The organism is Methylobacterium sp. Gmos1 (assembly GCF_053764715.1).
The window spans coordinates 95,339-112,285 of record NZ_JBSNCC010000013.1; the positions used below are offsets into that span (position 1 = coordinate 95,339).

Here is a 16,947-nt window from a genome sequence, read left to right on the forward strand (position 1 = left end):
CTTGCGCCGGACCCTCTGCCGTCGACATGTCGACGGCAGAGCACAGGGATATGAGCGTGACCGACATCCGCATCCTGGTGATCGACGACGAGCCGCCGATCCGCCGGCTCCTGCGCGTGGGCCTGACCAGCCAGGGCTACGACGTGGCGGAGGCGCCAAACGGCCGCACCGCCCTGGAACTCCTGGAGCGGGAGGCCTTCGCGCTCGCGATCCTCGATCTCGGCCTGCCGGACATCAAGGGCCACGAGCTCCTGGCCCGGATCCGCGCCCTGAAGCCCGACCTGCCGGTGATCGTGCTGTCGAGCCGCGACGACGAGGCCGGCAAGGTCGAGGCGCTCGATCTCGGGGCCGACGACTACGTCACCAAGCCCTTCGGCATGAACGAGCTGCTCGCGCGGATGCGCAACGCGCTGCGCCATCAGCTCGCGGTCGCCGGCGAGCGCCCGGTCTTTCGCGCCGGCGAGCTCTCGGTCGACCTGGTGCGCCGGATCGTCCGGGTGGGCGAGCGCGAGGTGAAGCTGTCGCCCAAGGAATACGACGTGCTGCGCCTGCTCGTGCACCATGCCGGCAAGGTGCTCACCCACGCCCACCTGCTGCGGGAGGTCTGGGGCACGGCCGCCGACCCGCAATACCTGCGGGTCTACGTGCGCCAGCTGCGCCAGAAGCTCGAGCCCGAGCCCGAGCGCCCGCGCTACATCCTGACCGAGACCGGGGTCGGCTACCGGATGCGGGCGCCGGATTGATCGGACGTCGCAGGTCCGGCCGGTTTCACCGGCTCGGCGGGCGCCGCGGCCTCCGGTGCGCGCCGCACCCAGGCGTCGAGGGCCCAGCCGATGCCGCGACCGGCGACGGCGACGAAGGCCAGCGACCCGGCGAGGTGGAGAAAGAGCGGTGCGTCCGACGGGATGGGCAACGGCGTGGGCAATGCGGGGGCTCCGTGGTCTCGCCATACGAGAGGACCGCCCCGGGCCGGCCGCCAGTGCACCGGCGCCACAGCGCCCCGGGACGGGACGGCCGCCCGAGGGGAGCGGGGTCTCGCGGGAGGGCGGGTTGGTGGCGGCTGTGGCGGCGGCGCCTCGCCCCCGGGCACCCGCGGGCGCCGGATTCCGGGCCCGCGCCCGAATCAGCGCGCCGCGGCGGCCTGCGACCAGGCGCCCCGCGACGGGAGCCTGACGGCCGCCGCCAGCGTCGCGCAGCAGCGCACCGGCAGCGGGCAATCCTCGCCGGTGCCGCGATGGCAGGCGCGGCGGGCCGGCGGCGCGGGGTGGCCCTCGTCCGCCATCGCGGCCAGCAGCAGGTCCTCGTGGTGGTACTCCAGGCCGAGCGACACGCGCATGCCGCGCAGGACATTCCGCTCGTGGTCGGCCGGCAATCCGTTCCGCTCCCGGGTCTCGATCAATGAGGCCTGTCGAACCGCGCGGTCGCACGTCGCTCCGATGTTGGCGTGGACTTGGGTGAGCAACGCCCGCGCGTCCATCATGCCCCCTGCATTGTTGAACCTGCGGATCTGTGACCGTCCGCCCTGTGGATAGACTGATCGAAGCCGGTGCGGCTGGAAAAGGAGATGACGGTTAGATGAAGGCGCGGCCGACACGGCTGTGGCAGCCGGGCCACTCCCGGCCGCCGGCCCGATCGGGGCCGGCGGGGCGTCGCGCTCCGCAAGGCGGATGCGAGGGCTGATGTGCGCGATCAGTGCCGGCCGCGGAGCCGGGCATGGGCGGTCGCCCGGCCCTCGACCGCCGGCACCGAGGCGGTCCGGCCGGCTGCGGCTTCTGCGGCGGCCTTGGCCTCCTGCTGCTCGTGGTCGATCGCCATGAAGCGGTACATGTCCCACTTCGTGGTGCCCTCGCTGAACATGCCGGAGGGGGCCTTGTAGCTGTAGATCTCCTTCGCCGACTGGGCTTGCGCCGGCTGGACCTGGGCGGTGGCGGCGGCGAGCAGGGTCGCCCCGGCGAGGAGCAGGGTCGTCTTCGTCATCGTCGATCTCGTCGGTTGCGTGGCCGGCCGCAATGGTGCGGCGCCGATCGACGCGGGATCTAAGTCGTGGTCGGCCGGATCAATGTGCGTTCGCACACATGATGGCGGAGAATATCTTCCGGTTCGGGATTGAATTCTGTTTGCCGACTTCGTTTATGTCTCGGGATCGGCAATTTTCATCTTCGGATCGCGGTGTCGATGCAAGAACGTTCCACGCCGGCCGGTTCCGCGCGGCACGGGGGCGCAAAATCGGCTCCCACCGCCCCGGCGCCCCACAAAAAGCCATGCTCGCCTGTCTGTGTGGCCCTGCACGGTTCGCAGAGCGCGAGAGCAGGGTCCGATGACGCAGATAGCCGCCTTCCTGGTTTTCCTGGCCATGGGTGTGACCAACCTCCTGGCGGTGCAGGCCGGGTTGACGGCGGTGCTCGGCGTGCCGGTCCTCGTCGCCCTCGTGGTTGCGGTGCCGGTATTCTACTTCCGCTTCGTCGGCTCGGCGGCGGGCATCGTCGGGGCGATCGTCGGCTGGCAGATGCCGGTGGCGCTGGCGGTGCTGCTGTTCTGCTGGCCGGTGCTGGTCTACGGCTTCCTGCGCGGCGGCACCGAGGCCCGCAGCTTCCTCGCCCGGCGCGCGGCCTGAGCCTTCGGCAACACTTCGAGCTTCAGCGCTGCTGGAGCTTTCAGCGCTGCCGCACCACGGCGACGAGGTAGCGGCAAGGCTGACCGCTCCGGTTGACGAAGGCGCAGTCGACGGCGGCCCCGAGCGCCAGGCAGTCGCCGGCCTCGAGCACGTGGGTGGCGTCGCCCTCCCGGAAGGTCAGGGTGCCGTCGAGCATCCAGATCATCTGGCGCAGGAAGGCGTAGGACGCCGCCGGATACGCGACCTCGGCGCCGGCGGGCAGCTCCACCTCGGTCAGGTCGAGGGGATGCTCCGCCACCAGGGGCGAGATTTGCGGTGAGACCTGCGGTGAGACTTGCCGCCGGCGGTAGCCGGTCGCCGGGTCGATCCAGACCGGCTGCGCCGCGGCGCGCGCGAGCTGGCCGGTCTCCCCCTCCGCCCGGGCGAGCAGGGTCGAGAGGGTGAGCCCGAACGCGCCCGAGAGCCGGCCGAGCAGCGCGGCGGTCGGACTCGCCTCGGCCCGCTCGACCTTGCTGATCATTGCCTTCGAGACGCCGGAGCGGGCCGCGAGCTCGCCGAGCGACCAGCCCCGCGCCTCGCGCTCCAGTCGCAGCCGGCGCGCGAGGCCGTCGGTGGGATCGGGCGCGGGCATCGTCATCGCGACATCCTATACGGCATCCGTGCGCGTCTCACCCGTGCCGTTGCGGCAGACGGCAAGGGGCGCGCGGCGCCATCCCCAGGTTTTTCGTCTAAGTCTTTGTCACGGACGCACTTTCCGCCAGAACGGGTGCATAGTGGTGGAATCGCGCGACGGGTGCGCGCAAGCGGGGTGGTGGCGCGTGCGGGACGGAAGCGGGCATCTGCGGCTCGGACTGGCGGCGCTCGGGGCCGTCGCCATCCCGTTCGCGGTGATCGCAATCCTCGATCCGCGCATCGGCCTGCTGCGCCCGCGCCCGGCCGCGGACGCGACCACGGGGGCGCTCCGGGAGCCGGTCCAGGGCGCGGCCCAGATGCCGGCCCGGCCCTCGCCGGGCGAGGAGCGGGCCTCCGGCCTGCCCTGCCCGGTCTGCGCCGTCGCGCCGGCAAACACCCCGATTCGCGGCACGGTCCAGGATCCCGACATCCAGATCCCCGACGTGGCGGCCGAGCGCCGGGCCCAGCGCGAGCGGCTGATCGGCTGGACCGCCCATCCCGACCGGGTCTCGGGCTCGGCCGCCGCCCTCGACCTCGTCGGCCTCGTCTTCACCGCGCCGCGCGCGCCGGGCGCCGGCTACCGCCCCCTGGCGGTCGACCTCGCCGGCGCGCCCGACCGCGCCGTGGTGCTGGTGGCCGAGCAGCCGCTCACCGTCACGCTCGCCACCGCCCCGCCGGACCGCGCCGGGGCGCTCGGCCTCGAATCGAGCGCCGCCTTCGCCCTCGCGGAGGGCCGCCCGGACCGGCTCGCGGGTTTCCGCGCCTTGCCCTACGGCGCTGCCGAGGTCGCCCCGGTGCTCGATCCCCTGCGCTTCGGGCCCGCGACGCTGCGCGCCTTCTGCGCCTCCTTGCGGCTCTGGGCGGTGCAGTTCGGCCTGCCGGCCGCGCGCACCCGCTACACCCTGATCGAGAACCCGACCCGGATCGCGCTCGTCGGCGAGGCCGTGCACACCGACGGCACGCCCCGCGGCCAGGTCGCCGGCCGGCGCCTCGCGCGGCTGTGCCGGACGTGACGCGAACGCGAGAACGCCGGCCCCTCGCGGGGCCGGCGCCTCACTTCCGTTCTCGAACGATCAGCCGTTCTTGCTCTGGAGGCCGATCGCCACGAAGCGGGTGCCCTTGTCGTTCTTGACCCGCATCAGCACCGCCTTGCGGCCGTCGCTCTCCGCAGCGCGGATGCGGCTGGCGACGTCGGAGAGGGTCGAGACCGGCTGGCCGCCGACATCGAGGATGACGTCGCCCTCCTGGATGCCCTTGGCCGCCGCCGGGCCGTCGGGATCGACGCTCACCACCGCGACGCCCTCCTGGCCGGCGCCGACCTGGCCCGCCGGGGCGAGGCTGAGACCCAGCCGCGGCTGGCTGTCGCCGCGGCCCCCGCCATTGTCGTTGGCGCTCGCCACCTTGGTGTCGTTCGGCAGCGTGCCGAGGGTCACCTGGGCGGTCTCGGCCTTGCCCCCGCGCAGGTAGGCCAGATCCACCTTGGTGCCGGGCTTCAGCGAGGCGATCTTGCGCGACAACTCGCGGGCGTCGGTGACGGGATCGCCGTTCACCGCCTGGACCACGTCGCCGGACTTCAGCCCCGCCTTGGCGGCGGGGGTGCCGTCCTGGGCGCTGGTCACGAGAGCGCCCTTGGCCTTGTCGAGGCCGAGGCTGTCGGCGATGTCCTTCGTCACCGGCTGGATCTGGAGGCCGAGATAGCCGCGGGCGACCTTGCCGTCGGTGCGCAGCTGGTCGACCACCGCCTGCACGGTCTCGGACGGAATCGCGAAGGCGAGGCCGACATTGCCGCCCGACGGCGAGGCGATCGCGGTGTTGACGCCCACCACCTCGCCCGAGACGTTGAAGGTCGGCCCGCCCGAGTTGCCCTTGTTGATCGGCGCGTCGATCTGCAGGAAGTCGTCGTAGGGGCCGGCGCCGATGTCGCGGCCGCGGGCCGAGACGATGCCGGCGGTGACGGTGCCGCCCAACCCGAACGGGTTGCCGATCGCCACCACCCAGTCGCCGACCTGCGGCGCGCCGTGGGCGAGCTTCACGTAGGGGAACGGCGCGCCGTCGGTGACCTTGAGCAGCGCCAGGTCGGTCTTCGGGTCGGTGCCGATGATCTTGGCCGGCAGGGTGCGGCCGTCGTCGAGCGTGACCTCGACCGTCTTGGCGTTGTTCACCACGTGGTTGTTGGTCACCACGTAGCCGTCGGCCGTGATGAAGAAGCCCGACCCCTGCGCCGCGCCGCCGCCGTGGCGCTGCGGGCGCCCCATGCCGCCCCCCATGCCGCCGTTGGGACCGCCCTCGCCGAAGCGGCGGAAGAACTCGCGCAGCTGCGGCGGCACGTTCTGGAGGTTCGGCTGGCCGCCGCCGTCCTCGTCGTCCGAGGCGTCGTCCTTCAGCTTCACCTTCACCGAGACGACGCCCGGCTTCACCCGGTTGACGATCGGCGCGAAGCTGCCCGGCGGGTGCTCGGCGGTGGTGATCGGGGTCTGCGGCAGGGCCTGGGCGTAGGCCGGGCTGCTCGGCGGCAGGAAGGCGGTGCCGAGTGCCCCGGTGGCCACCAGGGTGACGGCCGCCACGGAGGCGAGGGCCTTGCGGTGGAAGCGGGAGGTCGCGGTGTTCTGGGTCATCGGGGTCTCTCAGGCTCCGTCTGGCGAGGGCCGCGCTCGCGGCCGGTCGATGGAGCCATTATGGTCGGCGGGCCTGACCGGCCCGTGGCCCGAAGATTACGGTTTGGTCAGGCACCTCCGGCCCTCCGGAGCCGTCGGCCGGACCGCCCGCGCCCCGATCTCCCGTAACCCCGAGGACCCATCATGGACGTCGTCGTCTCGGTCATCTCCCTGCTGCTGGTCCTCGTGCTGATCGCCCGGGGCGTGCCGGGCCGCAACCTGCTGGTCGTGCTCGCGGTGGCGCTCGCCGTGGTGGTGCTGGTGGTCGGGATCGAGCGGGCCGGCCTCTGGCCCGAACCGTTCCACACCCGCTAAGCAGATTTCGCCGAAGTGGTTGCCGGTTCGGCGCAAAAATCTGCGGTAAAACAATAACCTAAGCGGATGAAGTGTTGGCCTGCCAACACAACTCTGCTTAGGGCGCTTTCCGACGAAGCGGATACCGGTTCGTCGCAGAAAACGCGACAAGACAGAGACTTAGGTAGCTTCGCGATTGCCGCGATCGTGACGTGCTCTTAGCAGGATCCGATGCCCGCCCTCCCCCTGGTGCTCTACCCCGACCCGCGCCTGCGCCTCGCCGCCGCCCCGGTCGCCGCCGTCGACGACGCCGTGCGGGCCCTTGCCGGCGACCTCCTCGACACGCTGCTCGCGGTCTCGGCCCTCGGCCTCACCGGCCCGCATGTCGGCGCGCCGGTCCGGCTGACGGTCATCCGCGCCGGGCTCGACCTCGCGCCGCGCACCTACGTCAACCCGGAGCTGGTCTGGGCCTCGCCCGAGACCGCCCGCCACCGCGAGGGCAGCGTCTCGATGCCGGGCGTCGACGAGGAGGTCGAGCGCCCGGCCCGGGTGCGGCTGCGCTGGCGCGACCTCGACGGCACGGCGCACGAGGCCGAGGAGGAGGGTTTCTCCGCCGCCTGCCTCCAGCACGAGATCGACCAGCTCGACGGCCTGTTCTGGATCGAGCGCTTGTCGCGCCTCAAGCGCGAGCGGGTGCTCAAGCGCTACGCCAAGCTGCGGCGGGGCTGACGCCTTAACCGGACGGGAAGCTGCCGCCGGGCAGGCTTGCGGGCGCGACGATGCCGGAACGGCAGGCCCGGCGTGGCCGTTACCTCGGCAATCCGGCCGCCTCCGGCGGTCCCAACCCTTCGACGAGGACGCCGATGCGCCACCTCCGCCCCCTCCTGATCCCGGCCGCCCTGCTGGCGACGACGGTCGCGGCTGCCGCCCAGCCCGGTCCCGCCTACCGCTACGGCCCGCGCGACATCGACGCCACCGGCACCGTCGGCGGCCGCGCGCCCTGGTCCGCGCCCTGGGTCTACGACACCGGCGGCGACAACGACCGCCACCCCGAGCGGCCCGCCTACCAGCAGGGCGGCGGCCAGCAGACCGGCGGCCCGGCCCGCAACCTGCTGCCGGACGACGGGCTGCACATCTTTCCGCGGTGACGCCGGTTCCGCGCAGGCATACCGGTTCCGGTTGATCGCGCCGCGATGCGGAACCCGGCCGGGGAACCGGCGCGGCCGAGCCTCCAGAATGCGGGGGTGCCCGCCTCGACGAGGCCGCCGCCGGGGCCGCCGGCAGGCCATGCCCTCCCCGTTCTCTCGCCCGTGAACGACGAAGGCCCCGCTCGCGGCGGGGCCTTCGTCTCGCGCGGGCATCCGAAGCAGACTTGCGTTGGCAGGCCAACGCTTCGTCCGCTTAGGTTCTTGTTTTGTCGCAGATCTTTGGCGCCGAACCGGCCACCACTTCGGCGAAATCTGCTTAGACGCGGGCCGGGATCTATTCCGGCGGGCGGCCCGGCCGCAGCCGCACCGCCTGGGCCAGGCGGATCAGCTCGCGGGCGGTCAGGCCGCGGCTGTCCTGCTGCGACCAGATCTCCCCGACCGGCCGCGCCCTGCCGGGATCGGTGCCGGGCCGGACCTCGCCGCCGCGCGTCTCGCAGGATCGATCGGACCGGCGGGGCGGTGCGCCCGCGAACCGGTAGGCTCTCGCTGCCGTTCTCATGCGTGCTCCCATGCGAGCTCCCGGGTAAACCCGGGGATGCGAACCGGCGGCATGGTTAGCGAAGCGTGGCGGTTTGCGAAATTCTTGAACTTGCGCGGCGGCGCGCTACCCCCGGCCGGCGCCCCCGCGTGCAACAGGGCGCGAGGGGGCAAGAGCGCGCAAGGGGGAATGTGTGGGCCATCAGCCGGCGACGCGGTTCCTGTTCCCCGCTGCGCCGACCCTCCCGCAACCACCCGGCCCACTGAGCCTCACAGGCTGGCGGGGAGAACTGGTCCACCGCCAACTCGTCGTCACGAGCTCCCTCACGGTCCAGCCTGTCGGCGGAGCCGGAGCGCCACAGGGTACGTCCACGAGGGAGACGTGTCGTCTAACAGGTCGGGACCGGGGGGCAAGGGGCGGTTTGACGCCCTCGGCGGCGGCGGCCCCGGCCGGCATGCGCCGCAAGCATGGCCGTTGTGCGCCGCAATCGATTGCCTTGTGCGCTGCAACATGAGACAACGACGTCGTACCGCCGCGATGGCGTCGCGGCGGTGCAGCCCTCTTTGGGCGTTTCCTCCCTAGACTTCGGGCCGCCTCGCAAGGGCGGCCTTTTTTCTGTTGCGCGCGCGAGCGCGGCGGCGGCACTGTCCGGTGCGGGCGATCGTCCGGACCGCGCGGGAGGTTGATCGATGGAGCGCCCACGGAGCGTCGGCATCGCCTGGTACGAGCCGAGCGACTATTCCCGGATCCGGGAGGCGATGGCGGAATCCGGCCTGCCCGAGAGCTACGCCACCTGGCAGATGTCCGCGACCCAGGTCGAGCGCGAGGTGGCGCGCAGCGGGGTGGCGGTGGCCCGCATCCGGGTCGAGCCGGAGGCCTTCCTCGCCTGGTGCCGCGCGCGGGACCTCGCCCCCGACGCGAAGGCGCGGGCGGCGTTCGTGCGCGAGGCGCACGAGGCGGGCGGGGGCTGAGACCGGTTCGTCACAGAAGAATTCCCTACGATCGAAGACCTGGATCGCCGGCCCGATCGAGCGCCGCCGCGAGCGCGGCTTCCGTCTCCGGCCGCGGCCGCACCAGGGGCAGGCGCAGGTCGGGCGCGATGCCCGGGTGCAGGAGCGCCAGGGCGAGCTTGACCGGGCCGGGATCGGTCTCGAGGGACAGGGCCGCGGTGAGCGGCGCGAGCCCGGCCTGGATCGCCCGGGCGCGGGCGTGGTCGCCGGCCCGGATCGCCCGTTGCAGGGCGGCGCACGGCGCCGGCACCAGGTTGGCGACGACCGAGACGCAGCCCAGCCCGCCCATCGCGCCGTGGGCGGCGGCGGTGGCGTCGTCGCCGCAGAGCACCGGGAAGCCGGGGCCGGCCGCGCTGACGGACGCGAGGTCGCCGGCTCCATCGACGAGGCCGGCGATCCCCGGCAGGGCGGCGAGGCGCGCCAGGGTCTCGGGCCGGAGGGCGATCCCGGTGCGGGCCGGATCGGCGTGGAGGAGGAGCGGCCGCCCGCTCGCCGCGGCGATGGCGGCGAAGTGCCGGTAGAGTCCCTCCTGCGTCGGGCGGTTGTAGTAGGGCGTGACCGCCAGGGTGGCGGCAGCCCCGGCGGCCTCCGCTTCGCGAGTGCGGGCGATGGCTCTCCGGGTGCAGTTGCTCGCCGTCGCGGCGATCACCGGAATCCGGCCCGCGGCCGCCGCGACGGCGACGCGCAGGGCGCGGTCGCGCTCCGCCTCGGTCAGGGTCGGTCCTTCGCCGGTGGGACCGCCGACCACCAGGCCCTCGGTGCCCGCCGCGACCTGCCGGGCGACGAGGTCGCCGAGCGCTCGCTCGTCGATCCCGGTCCCGCCGGCGGTGAAGGGCGTGACCAGGGCGGTGAGCGCGAAGCCGAGGGCGCGGGCGGGCGTCACGGGGCGAGGGCCAGGGTGGTGTCGGCGAGGCGGACCGCGTCGGGCCGGCGGCCGGTCTCGGCGGCGGCGTAGGTCAGCGCGTCGCGGCAGGTGCGGAAGATGCCGCCGCCGAGGCCGTGCGTCTCGACGGCGAGCCAGTGGCCCTCGGCGCTGCGGCCGACGAGGAAGGCGAGGGGAAGACGGGCCGGGCTCGGGGCCGGCGCGGTGACGTCGACGGGGTGGGGCATCGGGGGCTTGGGGTTCCGCGCGGCCGTCGTCGCGGCCGCACCCTCAAGGTGTCCCGGACCCCGTCAAGGATCGAGGCGGACGGACCGGCCCGGATATCAGGATCCCGTATGGTTTCGGCGCGAGGCCGCTCCCATGCCCCCATACGGTGACGCCCCCGCGGAAGGCCGAGAGGGTGAGGACGAGCCCGACGAGGAGGCGGATCAGGCCCCTGCCCCGCATCGCCGTCACGACGCCGCCACCGCCTTCCCGACCCGGCGGATCTCGCCGCGTCGATGACGGCGGCGGTTTCCGCTGCGCGGCCGCGAGGCCGGGGAGTGCGTTCATGGATCTTCTCCCGGGCGGTCCGGGGAACCGCGACGGCATCTCGCTCGCGCCCCGCTCGCGTCGGGGGCGCTTCCCGGGACGGCAGCCTAGGGGCGGCCGAGGGGCGAGGTCCAAGTCAAAGACTGAATGGGCCGATGCGCGAACGGCATCGACCGGCGCCCGACGGCGCGACGGACGGCATCGATGCCGGGATCAGGCGGCGAGCCCGTAGACCGCGTCGCCGAGGCGGCGGAAGACGGTGCCGGCTTGGGCGCGCTTCCACAGCCGGGTGTTGAGCGCCGCCACCGGATCGTGGCCCGGCAGGGTCAGGCCGCGGGCGGCGAGCTGCTCCCAGATCTCGGCGGCGTGCATCGGCCGCCCGGCCGCGGCCAGGATCTCCTCCGCCGCGGCCATCAGCCGGCGGCCCTCCTGGCGCGCCGTCGCGCCGGTGGAGGCCTCGGACGGATCGGCCTGCGGCCGGGTGGGAACGGGCGCTGCGGCGGGCTCGGCTCGGGGCGCTTCGGGGGGGACGCGCGGCGCCGGATCCGGGAGCGGCGGCTCCGCGGGCACGGCCCGGGCCGGCTCGGCGGCAGGCCGGGCGAGCCGGCGGCCGAGATCGAGGTAGAGCTCGTGCTCGGCGATGGCCCGGTCGAGAGCGGCGCGCTGGCGCCGCAGGTCGTCCAGCCGGGCCTCCGTCTCCGCTTCCGACAGGAACATGCTCATCTCTTGGAATATTCCATATTCCAGACGAGCACATCATCGCTCGTTGGAACTCATAGAATAGGAATATTCCAAGAGAGTGCAAGCCCGTCTCCGGGTCGTCCGGGTGCGATCCACCGCAAAGGGCACACTGGACCCGGATCTTCCCGCGGCCTCCCCGCGCGACGCCTTTGGGAAAAGGAATGGCGCCGGCCGGATCGAGTGCCCGAGCGACGTTCGATGCGCATCGAATGAATGCGAAACATTCCTCCACGAAGGGAGGAAGTACATTCCCGCACAGCTCCTCCGGGATCGCTCGAGGCGCCCGGAACTCACGGTAACGGACGTTTCAGGATGAGAAAGCCGATACCGCCACGCCACGGGACCCCGGCGGTCCTTCATCCCGCATTCCCGACAGCACGCTCCGGAACACCCGCCCCCGGGCGTCCCCTCCCCGTCAGGCCGCCCCCGCCCTCGCGGCCGCCTTGCGGCGGGCCGGCTTGGGCGGCACCAGCAGGGTGCCGGGATCGGTCGGCAGGAGATTCAGGCCGGCCTCGTCGAGGCTGATCGGCAGCTTCGGAAACACCTCCTTGACGTGGGCCACGTCGGCCTTGAACGCCTGGCGGAAGCTCCGCAGGGAGGCGTTGTCGGCGCCGAACTGCTTGTGGACGAGGTCCCAGGACAGGCGCAGCGGCCGCTGCAGGCTGCGCAGGCGGTAGCCGACCCAGAACAGCAGGTCGAGCTTGCGCGCCGAGCCCGAGAAGGCGCGGGCGGCCCGGATGTCGACCGGCAGGGCGTGCTGGACCAGGTTGTCGTAGAAATCCTGGTGGAACTGCACCGTCTTCGACCAGGCGACGCCGTCCTGGCCGCCGGAGCGCCAGAGGTCGAGCTGGCGGAAGGGCGGCATGGTGATGGTCGAGGAGCGCGACTGCCCGTCCCAGAGGCCGATCTGCATCGTGCAGGCGGCGAGCCGGTGCAGCTGCTCCTTGAACTGGCGGATGGTGCCGCGCTCGCCGCCGGTGACGGCAAAGCCCATCTCGCGCATGAAGCCCGACAGGCTGTCGGCGACCTCGACCGTGGGGCTGCGCTGGCGCACCGCCTCGGTGCAGAGATGCAGCAGCACCAGCCGGGCCTTGGGGCCGTAGGGAAGCCCCTGCAGCTCCATCTGGCCGGTCGCCGGATTCTTCAGCCGGCCGGCCAGGATGCTCAGCGTGTTGCGGCCGTACTCGCGAAAGAATTCCCGCTCCTCGCCGGGGTCGCGGTAGGGCAGGCCGCAGAGCGCCAGCACGGAATGGATGTGTTGGATCGTCTCCGGGGTGACGGGCTCGGCCTCGATCACCATCCGCACCGCGTCGCGCCGGCGCTGGTCGCGCCCCATGGCGGCGCGGACCTCCTGCGTCCGGCCGGCCTCCGCCCGCTCGGCGTCGCGCAGGGCCTGGCGATGGGCGATGTGCTCGACGATGACCGCGAACAGGAACCCGCCCCGGGCCGCCTCCAGCTCGGCCAGGAGGTCCTCGTCGTGGATCGCCGCGATCCTGGCCTCGATGCTCATGCGTGACGATTCTTGCCTGCCGAAACGGGCCCGGCGCCGAGCGGCGCTCCCCGCCGGTGACGGGCCGCCCCGCGGACCCCGAGCCCCAAACCTTCATGCACGATTCCGATCCCGGGATTCCGGGGGCGGGGGCGGGTTATCCCAAGATTCCCGCGAGTCATCCCCGTTATCCCGCCCGCGATCCCCCTGGATTCCGGCGCCCGCCCGTCGCGAGGCCCGTGCTGCCCGCCTGGAGCCCCGTGAGGCGGTTTTCGCGAGTGCGGAGCCCTGCGCCCGCCCCCGCTCTCCCCGGGCCTGTGGGCGGCCTGTGCACGGCCCTGTGGGCCCGGCCGGGACAGGCGGTCGCCGCCCCCTCCCCGATCCTGTGGGCGAACCGGTGGACGGGCGGTGGGTGAGCGGGCGCAGACTTCGATACGGGACCCGATCGCCGGATCGCGACCCGCGCAGAGTTCGATACGCGGAAGGCCGCGCGGGACCGCCCGGTTTCCGAGGGCCCGGGCGGGGGCGAACGCCGAATCCGATGCGCGGTCGCGCAGAATCCGATGCGCAAACCCCCGGAATCCCCGCAGAATCCGATGCGCCTCCACGCAGAGTCCGATGCCGATCCACGCAGAGCCGTATGCGCGGCCACCCGTCAAGCCTTTGTCGGATCGGCGAAATTCGCCCCTCCATATAATCCACATAACTGACTCTCTGATAATCCATGACTGATAAGTCACCTATAGGCCCGAGACAGGGTTCGTTTTGAAGAACGCCATGACGCGCCTCCGGCGCCGATTGGATACAATCTCCAAATATGAGGAATTTATGGAATAATCGAGGAATATCAAAGCTCTGCCCGATCGGCCGGAGTGCTTCCCCGGATGCCCGGCGGCGCCTATGAGCGGGTTCGAGGCGCCGCCGGACGCGGCGCGGGCGGATGGCGAGCGAGCATGAGCACCACCCCGATCGCGCGGCTTCTCGGGATCATGGCGCGCCTGCGCGATCCGGAAGGGGGCTGTCCCTGGGACCTGGCGCAGAGCCACGCCAGCATCGTCCCCTACACGATCGAGGAGGCCTACGAGGTCGCCGAGGCGGTGGAGAGCGGGGATCCGGAGGAGCTGCGCGACGAGCTCGGCGACCTGCTGTTCCAGGTCGTGTTCCAGGCCCGGATCGCCGAGGAGGCCGGCACCTTCGCCTTCGACGACGTGGCGACCGCCATCGCCGACAAGATGGTGCGCCGCCACCCCCACATCTTCGGCGAGGCGAAGGACCTCGACGAGGCCGCGGTGAACGCCCAGTGGGCGGCGATCAAGGCGCAGGAGCGGGCGGCGAAGGGCCCGGCGCCGGACGGCACTCTCGCCGGCGTGCCGCTCGCGCTGCCCGCCCTCGCCCGGGCGGAAAAGATCTCGCGCAAGGCCGCCGCCGTCGGCTTCGACTGGCCGGACGCCGCCGAGGTGATCGCCAAGGTGCGCGAGGAGACCGACGAGGTCGCCCAGGCGCTTGCCGGCGAGGGCCCGGAGGCGGTGGCCGAGGAGATCGGCGACCTCCTGTTCTCGGTCGCCAACCTCGCCCGCCACGCGGGCGTCGATCCGGAGGAGGCCCTGCGGCGGGCCAACCTGAAATTCCAGCGCCGCTTCGCCGCCATGGAGGCCGAGGTGACGAAGGACGGCCGCCCCCTGCCCGAGGCCGGTCTCGCCGCGATGGAGGCGGCCTGGGTCGCGGTGAAGCGGCGCGAGCGCTGAGGGCGGCACAGGAATGGGGGACGCCGCTCGGGCTTGACGGTCGATCGAATGCGAGAGAATTTCTCGAATATGAGAAGAGCTCTCGCATCCGATCGCGATCGCGATCCCCCGCCGGATCCCCGAGCCTCGGATCTCGGCTCCGACATCGACCTGCGCCTCGCCGCCCGCCTCGCCGCCCTGCGCCAGGAGCGGGGTTTCTCCCTCGACGACCTGGCGACCGCCAGCGGCATCAGCCGGGCGACCCTGTCGCGGCTGGAGCGCGGCGACACCAGCCCGACCGCCTCGCTGCTCGGCCGGCTCTGTACCGTCTACGGACGGCCGATGTCGCGGCTGCTCGCCGAGATCGAGGCCGATCCGGCCCGGCTGGTGCGCGAGGCCGAGCAGGCGGTCTGGGTCGATCCCGAGACCGGCTTTCGCCGCCGCGGCGTCTCGCCCCCGGCCAACGGCTTCTCCGCCGAGCTCGTCCACGGCACCCTGCCGGCGGGGTCGGCCATCGCCTACGATGCACCCCCGGTCGGCGGCCTCGAGCACCACCTCTGGATGCTGGAGGGCCGGCTCGACCTCACCCTCGATGGCGTCACCCACGCCCTCTTCCCGGGGGATTGCCTGCGCTACCTCCTCGCCGGCGCCTCGCGCTTCGCCTGCCCGGGCCCGGAGGCCCGCTACCTCCTCGCGATCTGCCGCCCGTGAGCGCCACCATGACCCAGATCGATCACCTCTCCCCCGCCGCGGCCGAGGCCGCCCTGCCGGAGCTTGCCGCCCTGCTCCACGCCTGCGTCCTCGACGGGGCCAGCATCGGCTTCGTGCTGCCCTTCACGCTGCCCGAGGCCGAGGCGTTCTGGCGCGACGGGCTGCCGGTGCTGGAGAGCGGCGCGCGCCGGCTGCTGGTGGCGCGCCAGGGCGGGCGCATCCTTGGCAGCGCCCAGGTCGGCCTCGCGACCCCGCCGAACGGCCGCCACCGGGCCGAGATCACCAAGGTGCTGGTCCATCCCGACGCGCGCCGCCGCGGCCTCGGCCGGGCCCTGATGCTGGCGGCCGAGGCCGTGGCCCGGGCCGAGGGCCGCACGCTCCTGATCCTCGACACCCGCTCCGACGATGCCGGCGAGGCGCTCTACCGGGCGCTCGGCTACGAAGTGACCGGCGTGGTGCCGGGCTATGCCTGCTCGCCGCACGGCGTGCCGGAGGCCTGCACCTTCATGCACAAGCGGCTCCCGGCATCCGCGAGCCCGATTGGACCATGACGAAGTTTTGATGGAAGATCGCTTGCGCGCAATCGAATCCTCGGTTCATGTCGCGCCGGGCCGACTCGGCCCTGCGAGGGGATGACCGACGATGACCCACACCACGCTCCGGCGCGCCCTTCTCGGCGCCGTCCTGATGCTCGCCGCACCCGCCGCGCTCGCGCAGGACGCCGCGTCGACGGCCGAGCAGACCATCGCGACGATGACCAAGATCTTCGGCGACCATCCGGGCAAGCGCTCGAACCACGCCAAGGGCGTGGTGGTCGAGGGCAGCTTCACCCCCTCGGCGGATGCCAGGACCTTGAGCAAGGCGAGCGTGTTCTCCGGCGCCGCCGTGCCGGTGACGGTGCGCTTCTCCGACGCCACCGGCCTGCCGCAGATCCCGGACGGCGCGCCCGAGGCCAACCCGCACGGCCTGTCGGTCAAGTTCAAGCCCGCCGACGGCACCGAGATGGACATCGTCACCAACTCGCTGAAGTTCTTCCCCGTGGCGACCGGCGAGGAGTTTCGCGATCTCCTAGTGGCGATCACCAGGAGCGGCCCCGACGCCGCGAAGCCGACCCCGGTCGAGCAGTTCATGGCGGCGCACCCGGCCGCCCCGAAGGCGCTCGCCACCGCCCGGACCCCGTCGAGCTTCGGCCGCCAGATCTACAACGGCGTCAACGCCTTCGTGCTGGTCGACGCCGCCGGCAAGCGCACCCCCTTCCGCTACCGCATCGTGCCGGTGGCCGGCGAGGAGATCCTGAGCGCCGACGACGCCAAGGCCAAGGGCCCGAACTACCTCGTCGAGGAGATGCCGGCCCGCCTCGCCAAGGAACCGGTGTCGTTCCGGGTGCTGGCCCAGATCGCCCAACCCGGCGACTCGACCAAGGACTCGACGATCCCCTGGCCGGAGGACCGCCGCCTCGTCGATCTCGGCACCCTGACCCTGACCAAGGCGGTGCCGGACAGCCAGACCGTCGAGAAGACGCTGCTGTTCATGCCCAACAACCTGCCGGACGGCGTCGAGGTCTCGGACGATCCGCTGATCGATGCCCGGGTCCAGGCCTACGCGATCTCGTTCGGCCGCCGCTCGCAGTGAGGTTTCTGGCGCGCGGTTCGGGGACTGCCTGAGCCGCGCGCCTCCCTCACGCCGCCTCCCGCGCCAGGGGCTGGATACGGTCGATCTCCGCCCCGATCTGCATTCGGGCGCGCCTCAGCTCGTAGTCGCCCTGGAGGTTGATCCACACCTGCGGGCTCACGCCGAAATAGCGCCCGAGCCCGGCGGAAGCAGGTCGCCGGTTTCCGGTTCGATCGCCATGGGGCGGTCCCGTTCCGGTTCTTCCAAGCAGTGGAACAAGAGCAGCAGAATATCTGATTCTGCTCGACGGTGTCGAAACCCTGCGCG

Annotated in this window: 20 protein-coding genes; 11 read left to right on the forward strand and 9 right to left on the reverse strand. The window is 72.6% G+C overall.

The features are described from left to right. The first annotated feature begins 50 nt into the window (after nucleotides 1-50). Nucleotides 51-743 carry a response regulator transcription factor gene (locus tag ACS5PV_RS22375; RefSeq protein ID WP_455397545.1) on the forward strand — a complete coding sequence of 231 codons (693 nt, stop codon included), beginning with the start codon at nucleotides 51-53 and terminating at the stop codon, nucleotides 741-743. A gap of 380 nt (nucleotides 744-1,123) precedes the next feature. Here ACS5PV_RS22375 and ACS5PV_RS22380 read toward each other — a convergent pair whose 3' ends face one another. Together ACS5PV_RS22380 and ACS5PV_RS22385 are read right to left on the reverse strand one after the other, a co-directional pair. Then, nucleotides 1,124-1,372, reverse strand: a complete 249-nt coding sequence (locus tag ACS5PV_RS22380; RefSeq protein WP_455397546.1) for a hypothetical protein — start codon at nucleotides 1,370-1,372, stop codon at nucleotides 1,124-1,126. Nucleotides 1,373-1,689: 317 nt separating this feature from the next. Continuing rightward, nucleotides 1,690-1,977 carry a hypothetical protein gene (locus tag ACS5PV_RS22385; protein ID WP_455397547.1) on the reverse strand — a complete coding sequence of 96 codons (288 nt, stop codon included), beginning with the start codon at nucleotides 1,975-1,977 and terminating at the stop codon, nucleotides 1,690-1,692. Nucleotides 1,978-2,317: 340 nt separating this feature from the next. On the opposite strand from ACS5PV_RS22385, the gene ACS5PV_RS22390 reads away from it, so the two are divergent. Next, nucleotides 2,318-2,614, forward strand: a complete 297-nt coding sequence (locus ACS5PV_RS22390) for a hypothetical protein (protein ID WP_455397548.1) — start codon at nucleotides 2,318-2,320, stop codon at nucleotides 2,612-2,614. Nucleotides 2,615-2,654: 40 nt separating this feature from the next. On the opposite strand, the gene ACS5PV_RS22395 is transcribed toward ACS5PV_RS22390, so the two are convergent. Further along, nucleotides 2,655-3,251 (reverse strand): helix-turn-helix domain-containing protein, encoded by a 597-nt coding sequence (locus ACS5PV_RS22395; RefSeq protein ID WP_455397549.1) that lies wholly within the window; start codon nucleotides 3,249-3,251, stop codon nucleotides 2,655-2,657. A 181-nt stretch (nucleotides 3,252-3,432) separates the two neighbouring features. Here ACS5PV_RS22395 and ACS5PV_RS22400 point away from each other — a divergent pair, with 181 nt between their 5' ends. Then, entirely contained in the window at nucleotides 3,433-4,299 is an 867-nt protein-coding gene (locus ACS5PV_RS22400; RefSeq protein WP_455397550.1) for a hypothetical protein, read from the forward strand. Between the two features lie 60 nt (nucleotides 4,300-4,359). On the opposite strand, the gene ACS5PV_RS22405 is transcribed toward ACS5PV_RS22400, so the two are convergent. After that, nucleotides 4,360-5,901 carry a Do family serine endopeptidase gene (locus ACS5PV_RS22405; protein ID WP_455397551.1) on the reverse strand — a complete coding sequence of 514 codons (1,542 nt, stop codon included), beginning with the start codon at nucleotides 5,899-5,901 and terminating at the stop codon, nucleotides 4,360-4,362. A 183-nt stretch (nucleotides 5,902-6,084) separates the two neighbouring features. On the opposite strand from ACS5PV_RS22405, the gene ACS5PV_RS22410 reads away from it, so the two are divergent. The 3 genes from ACS5PV_RS22410 (at nucleotide 6,085) to ACS5PV_RS22420 (ending at nucleotide 7,382) form a co-directional block, all read left to right on the forward strand. Further along, complete coding sequence (locus ACS5PV_RS22410; RefSeq protein ID WP_455397552.1) at nucleotides 6,085-6,255, forward strand: hypothetical protein; 171 nt, start codon at nucleotides 6,085-6,087, stop codon at nucleotides 6,253-6,255. Between the two features lie 210 nt (nucleotides 6,256-6,465). Further along, nucleotides 6,466-6,963: a peptide deformylase gene (locus ACS5PV_RS22415; RefSeq protein WP_455397553.1), complete on the forward strand. Its 498-nt coding sequence runs from the start codon at nucleotides 6,466-6,468 to the stop codon at nucleotides 6,961-6,963. 134 nt (nucleotides 6,964-7,097) lie between these two features. Beyond that, on the forward strand, nucleotides 7,098-7,382 hold the full coding sequence (locus ACS5PV_RS22420; protein WP_455397554.1) for a hypothetical protein: 285 nt from the start codon (nucleotides 7,098-7,100) through the stop codon (nucleotides 7,380-7,382). A 334-nt stretch (nucleotides 7,383-7,716) separates the two neighbouring features. Here ACS5PV_RS22420 and ACS5PV_RS22425 read toward each other — a convergent pair whose 3' ends face one another. Further along, the gene (locus tag ACS5PV_RS22425; RefSeq protein WP_455397555.1) at nucleotides 7,717-7,941 is read right to left on the reverse strand and encodes a hypothetical protein; all 225 of its coding nucleotides are present in this window, start codon (nucleotides 7,939-7,941) and stop codon (nucleotides 7,717-7,719) included. Nucleotides 7,942-8,609: 668 nt separating this feature from the next. Here ACS5PV_RS22425 and ACS5PV_RS22430 point away from each other — a divergent pair. Then, on the forward strand, nucleotides 8,610-8,891 hold the full coding sequence (locus tag ACS5PV_RS22430; protein WP_455397556.1) for a hypothetical protein: 282 nt from the start codon (nucleotides 8,610-8,612) through the stop codon (nucleotides 8,889-8,891). Nucleotides 8,892-8,916: 25 nt separating this feature from the next. Here the strand turns inward: ACS5PV_RS22430 and dapA are convergent, their stop codons facing one another. The 4 genes from dapA to ACS5PV_RS22450 form a co-directional block, all read right to left on the reverse strand. After that, on the reverse strand, nucleotides 8,917-9,813 hold the full coding sequence (gene dapA / locus ACS5PV_RS22435) for a 4-hydroxy-tetrahydrodipicolinate synthase (RefSeq protein WP_455397557.1): 897 nt from the start codon (nucleotides 9,811-9,813) through the stop codon (nucleotides 8,917-8,919). Continuing rightward, the gene (locus ACS5PV_RS22440) at nucleotides 9,810-10,040 is read right to left on the reverse strand and encodes a hypothetical protein (protein ID WP_455397558.1); all 231 of its coding nucleotides are present in this window, start codon (nucleotides 10,038-10,040) and stop codon (nucleotides 9,810-9,812) included. The genes dapA and ACS5PV_RS22440 overlap by 4 nt, the downstream gene beginning before the upstream one ends. Before the next feature lie 517 nt (nucleotides 10,041-10,557). Then, entirely contained in the window at nucleotides 10,558-11,061 is a 504-nt protein-coding gene (locus tag ACS5PV_RS22445) for an HTH domain-containing protein (protein ID WP_455397613.1), read from the reverse strand. A gap of 439 nt (nucleotides 11,062-11,500) precedes the next feature. After that, a complete protein-coding gene (locus ACS5PV_RS22450) occupies nucleotides 11,501-12,595 on the reverse strand; it encodes a replication protein RepA (RefSeq protein ID WP_455397559.1) in 1,095 nt (364 codons plus the stop codon). A 932-nt stretch (nucleotides 12,596-13,527) separates the two neighbouring features. On the opposite strand from ACS5PV_RS22450, the gene mazG reads away from it, so the two are divergent. The 4 genes from mazG (at nucleotide 13,528) to ACS5PV_RS22470 (ending at nucleotide 16,641) form a co-directional block, all read left to right on the forward strand. Further along, complete coding sequence (mazG, locus tag ACS5PV_RS22455; RefSeq protein WP_455397560.1) at nucleotides 13,528-14,319, forward strand: nucleoside triphosphate pyrophosphohydrolase; 792 nt, start codon at nucleotides 13,528-13,530, stop codon at nucleotides 14,317-14,319. Between the two features lie 69 nt (nucleotides 14,320-14,388). Then, on the forward strand, nucleotides 14,389-15,009 hold the full coding sequence (locus ACS5PV_RS22460; protein WP_455397561.1) for a helix-turn-helix domain-containing protein: 621 nt from the start codon (nucleotides 14,389-14,391) through the stop codon (nucleotides 15,007-15,009). A gap of 8 nt (nucleotides 15,010-15,017) precedes the next feature. Next, nucleotides 15,018-15,560, forward strand: a complete 543-nt coding sequence (locus tag ACS5PV_RS22465; RefSeq protein WP_455397562.1) for an N-acetyltransferase family protein — start codon at nucleotides 15,018-15,020, stop codon at nucleotides 15,558-15,560. Nucleotides 15,561-15,696: 136 nt separating this feature from the next. Beyond that, on the forward strand, nucleotides 15,697-16,641 hold the full coding sequence (locus ACS5PV_RS22470; protein WP_455397614.1) for a catalase family peroxidase: 945 nt from the start codon (nucleotides 15,697-15,699) through the stop codon (nucleotides 16,639-16,641). Nucleotides 16,642-16,947 lie beyond the last annotated feature (306 nt).

What these genes read in the sequence shown, in the direction of transcription:
- ACS5PV_RS22375 (WP_455397545.1), top strand. Translation starts at nt 51, where the DNA reads ATGAGCGTGACCGACATCCGCATCCTGGTGATCGACGACGAGCCGCCG.
- ACS5PV_RS22385 (WP_455397547.1), bottom strand. Translation starts at nt 1,977, where the DNA reads ATGACGAAGACGACCCTGCTCCTCGCCGGGGCGACCCTGCTCGCCGCC.
- ACS5PV_RS22390 (WP_455397548.1), top strand. Translation starts at nt 2,318, where the DNA reads ATGACGCAGATAGCCGCCTTCCTGGTTTTCCTGGCCATGGGTGTGACC.
- ACS5PV_RS22395 (WP_455397549.1), bottom strand. Translation starts at nt 3,251, where the DNA reads ATGACGATGCCCGCGCCCGATCCCACCGACGGCCTCGCGCGCCGGCTG.
- ACS5PV_RS22405 (WP_455397551.1), bottom strand. Translation starts at nt 5,901, where the DNA reads ATGACCCAGAACACCGCGACCTCCCGCTTCCACCGCAAGGCCCTCGCC.
- ACS5PV_RS22410 (WP_455397552.1), top strand. Translation starts at nt 6,085, where the DNA reads ATGGACGTCGTCGTCTCGGTCATCTCCCTGCTGCTGGTCCTCGTGCTG.
- ACS5PV_RS22415 (WP_455397553.1), top strand. Translation starts at nt 6,466, where the DNA reads ATGCCCGCCCTCCCCCTGGTGCTCTACCCCGACCCGCGCCTGCGCCTC.
- ACS5PV_RS22420 (WP_455397554.1), top strand. Translation starts at nt 7,098, where the DNA reads ATGCGCCACCTCCGCCCCCTCCTGATCCCGGCCGCCCTGCTGGCGACG.
- ACS5PV_RS22425 (WP_455397555.1), bottom strand. Translation starts at nt 7,941, where the DNA reads ATGAGAACGGCAGCGAGAGCCTACCGGTTCGCGGGCGCACCGCCCCGC.
- ACS5PV_RS22430 (WP_455397556.1), top strand. Translation starts at nt 8,610, where the DNA reads ATGGAGCGCCCACGGAGCGTCGGCATCGCCTGGTACGAGCCGAGCGAC.
- ACS5PV_RS22440 (WP_455397558.1), bottom strand. Translation starts at nt 10,040, where the DNA reads ATGCCCCACCCCGTCGACGTCACCGCGCCGGCCCCGAGCCCGGCCCGT.
- ACS5PV_RS22445 (WP_455397613.1), bottom strand. Translation starts at nt 11,061, where the DNA reads ATGTTCCTGTCGGAAGCGGAGACGGAGGCCCGGCTGGACGACCTGCGG.
- ACS5PV_RS22450 (WP_455397559.1), bottom strand. Translation starts at nt 12,595, where the DNA reads ATGAGCATCGAGGCCAGGATCGCGGCGATCCACGACGAGGACCTCCTG.
- mazG (WP_455397560.1), top strand. Translation starts at nt 13,528, where the DNA reads ATGAGCACCACCCCGATCGCGCGGCTTCTCGGGATCATGGCGCGCCTG.
- ACS5PV_RS22460 (WP_455397561.1), top strand. Translation starts at nt 14,389, where the DNA reads ATGAGAAGAGCTCTCGCATCCGATCGCGATCGCGATCCCCCGCCGGAT.
- ACS5PV_RS22465 (WP_455397562.1), top strand. Translation starts at nt 15,018, where the DNA reads ATGACCCAGATCGATCACCTCTCCCCCGCCGCGGCCGAGGCCGCCCTG.
- ACS5PV_RS22470 (WP_455397614.1), top strand. Translation starts at nt 15,697, where the DNA reads ATGCTCGCCGCACCCGCCGCGCTCGCGCAGGACGCCGCGTCGACGGCC.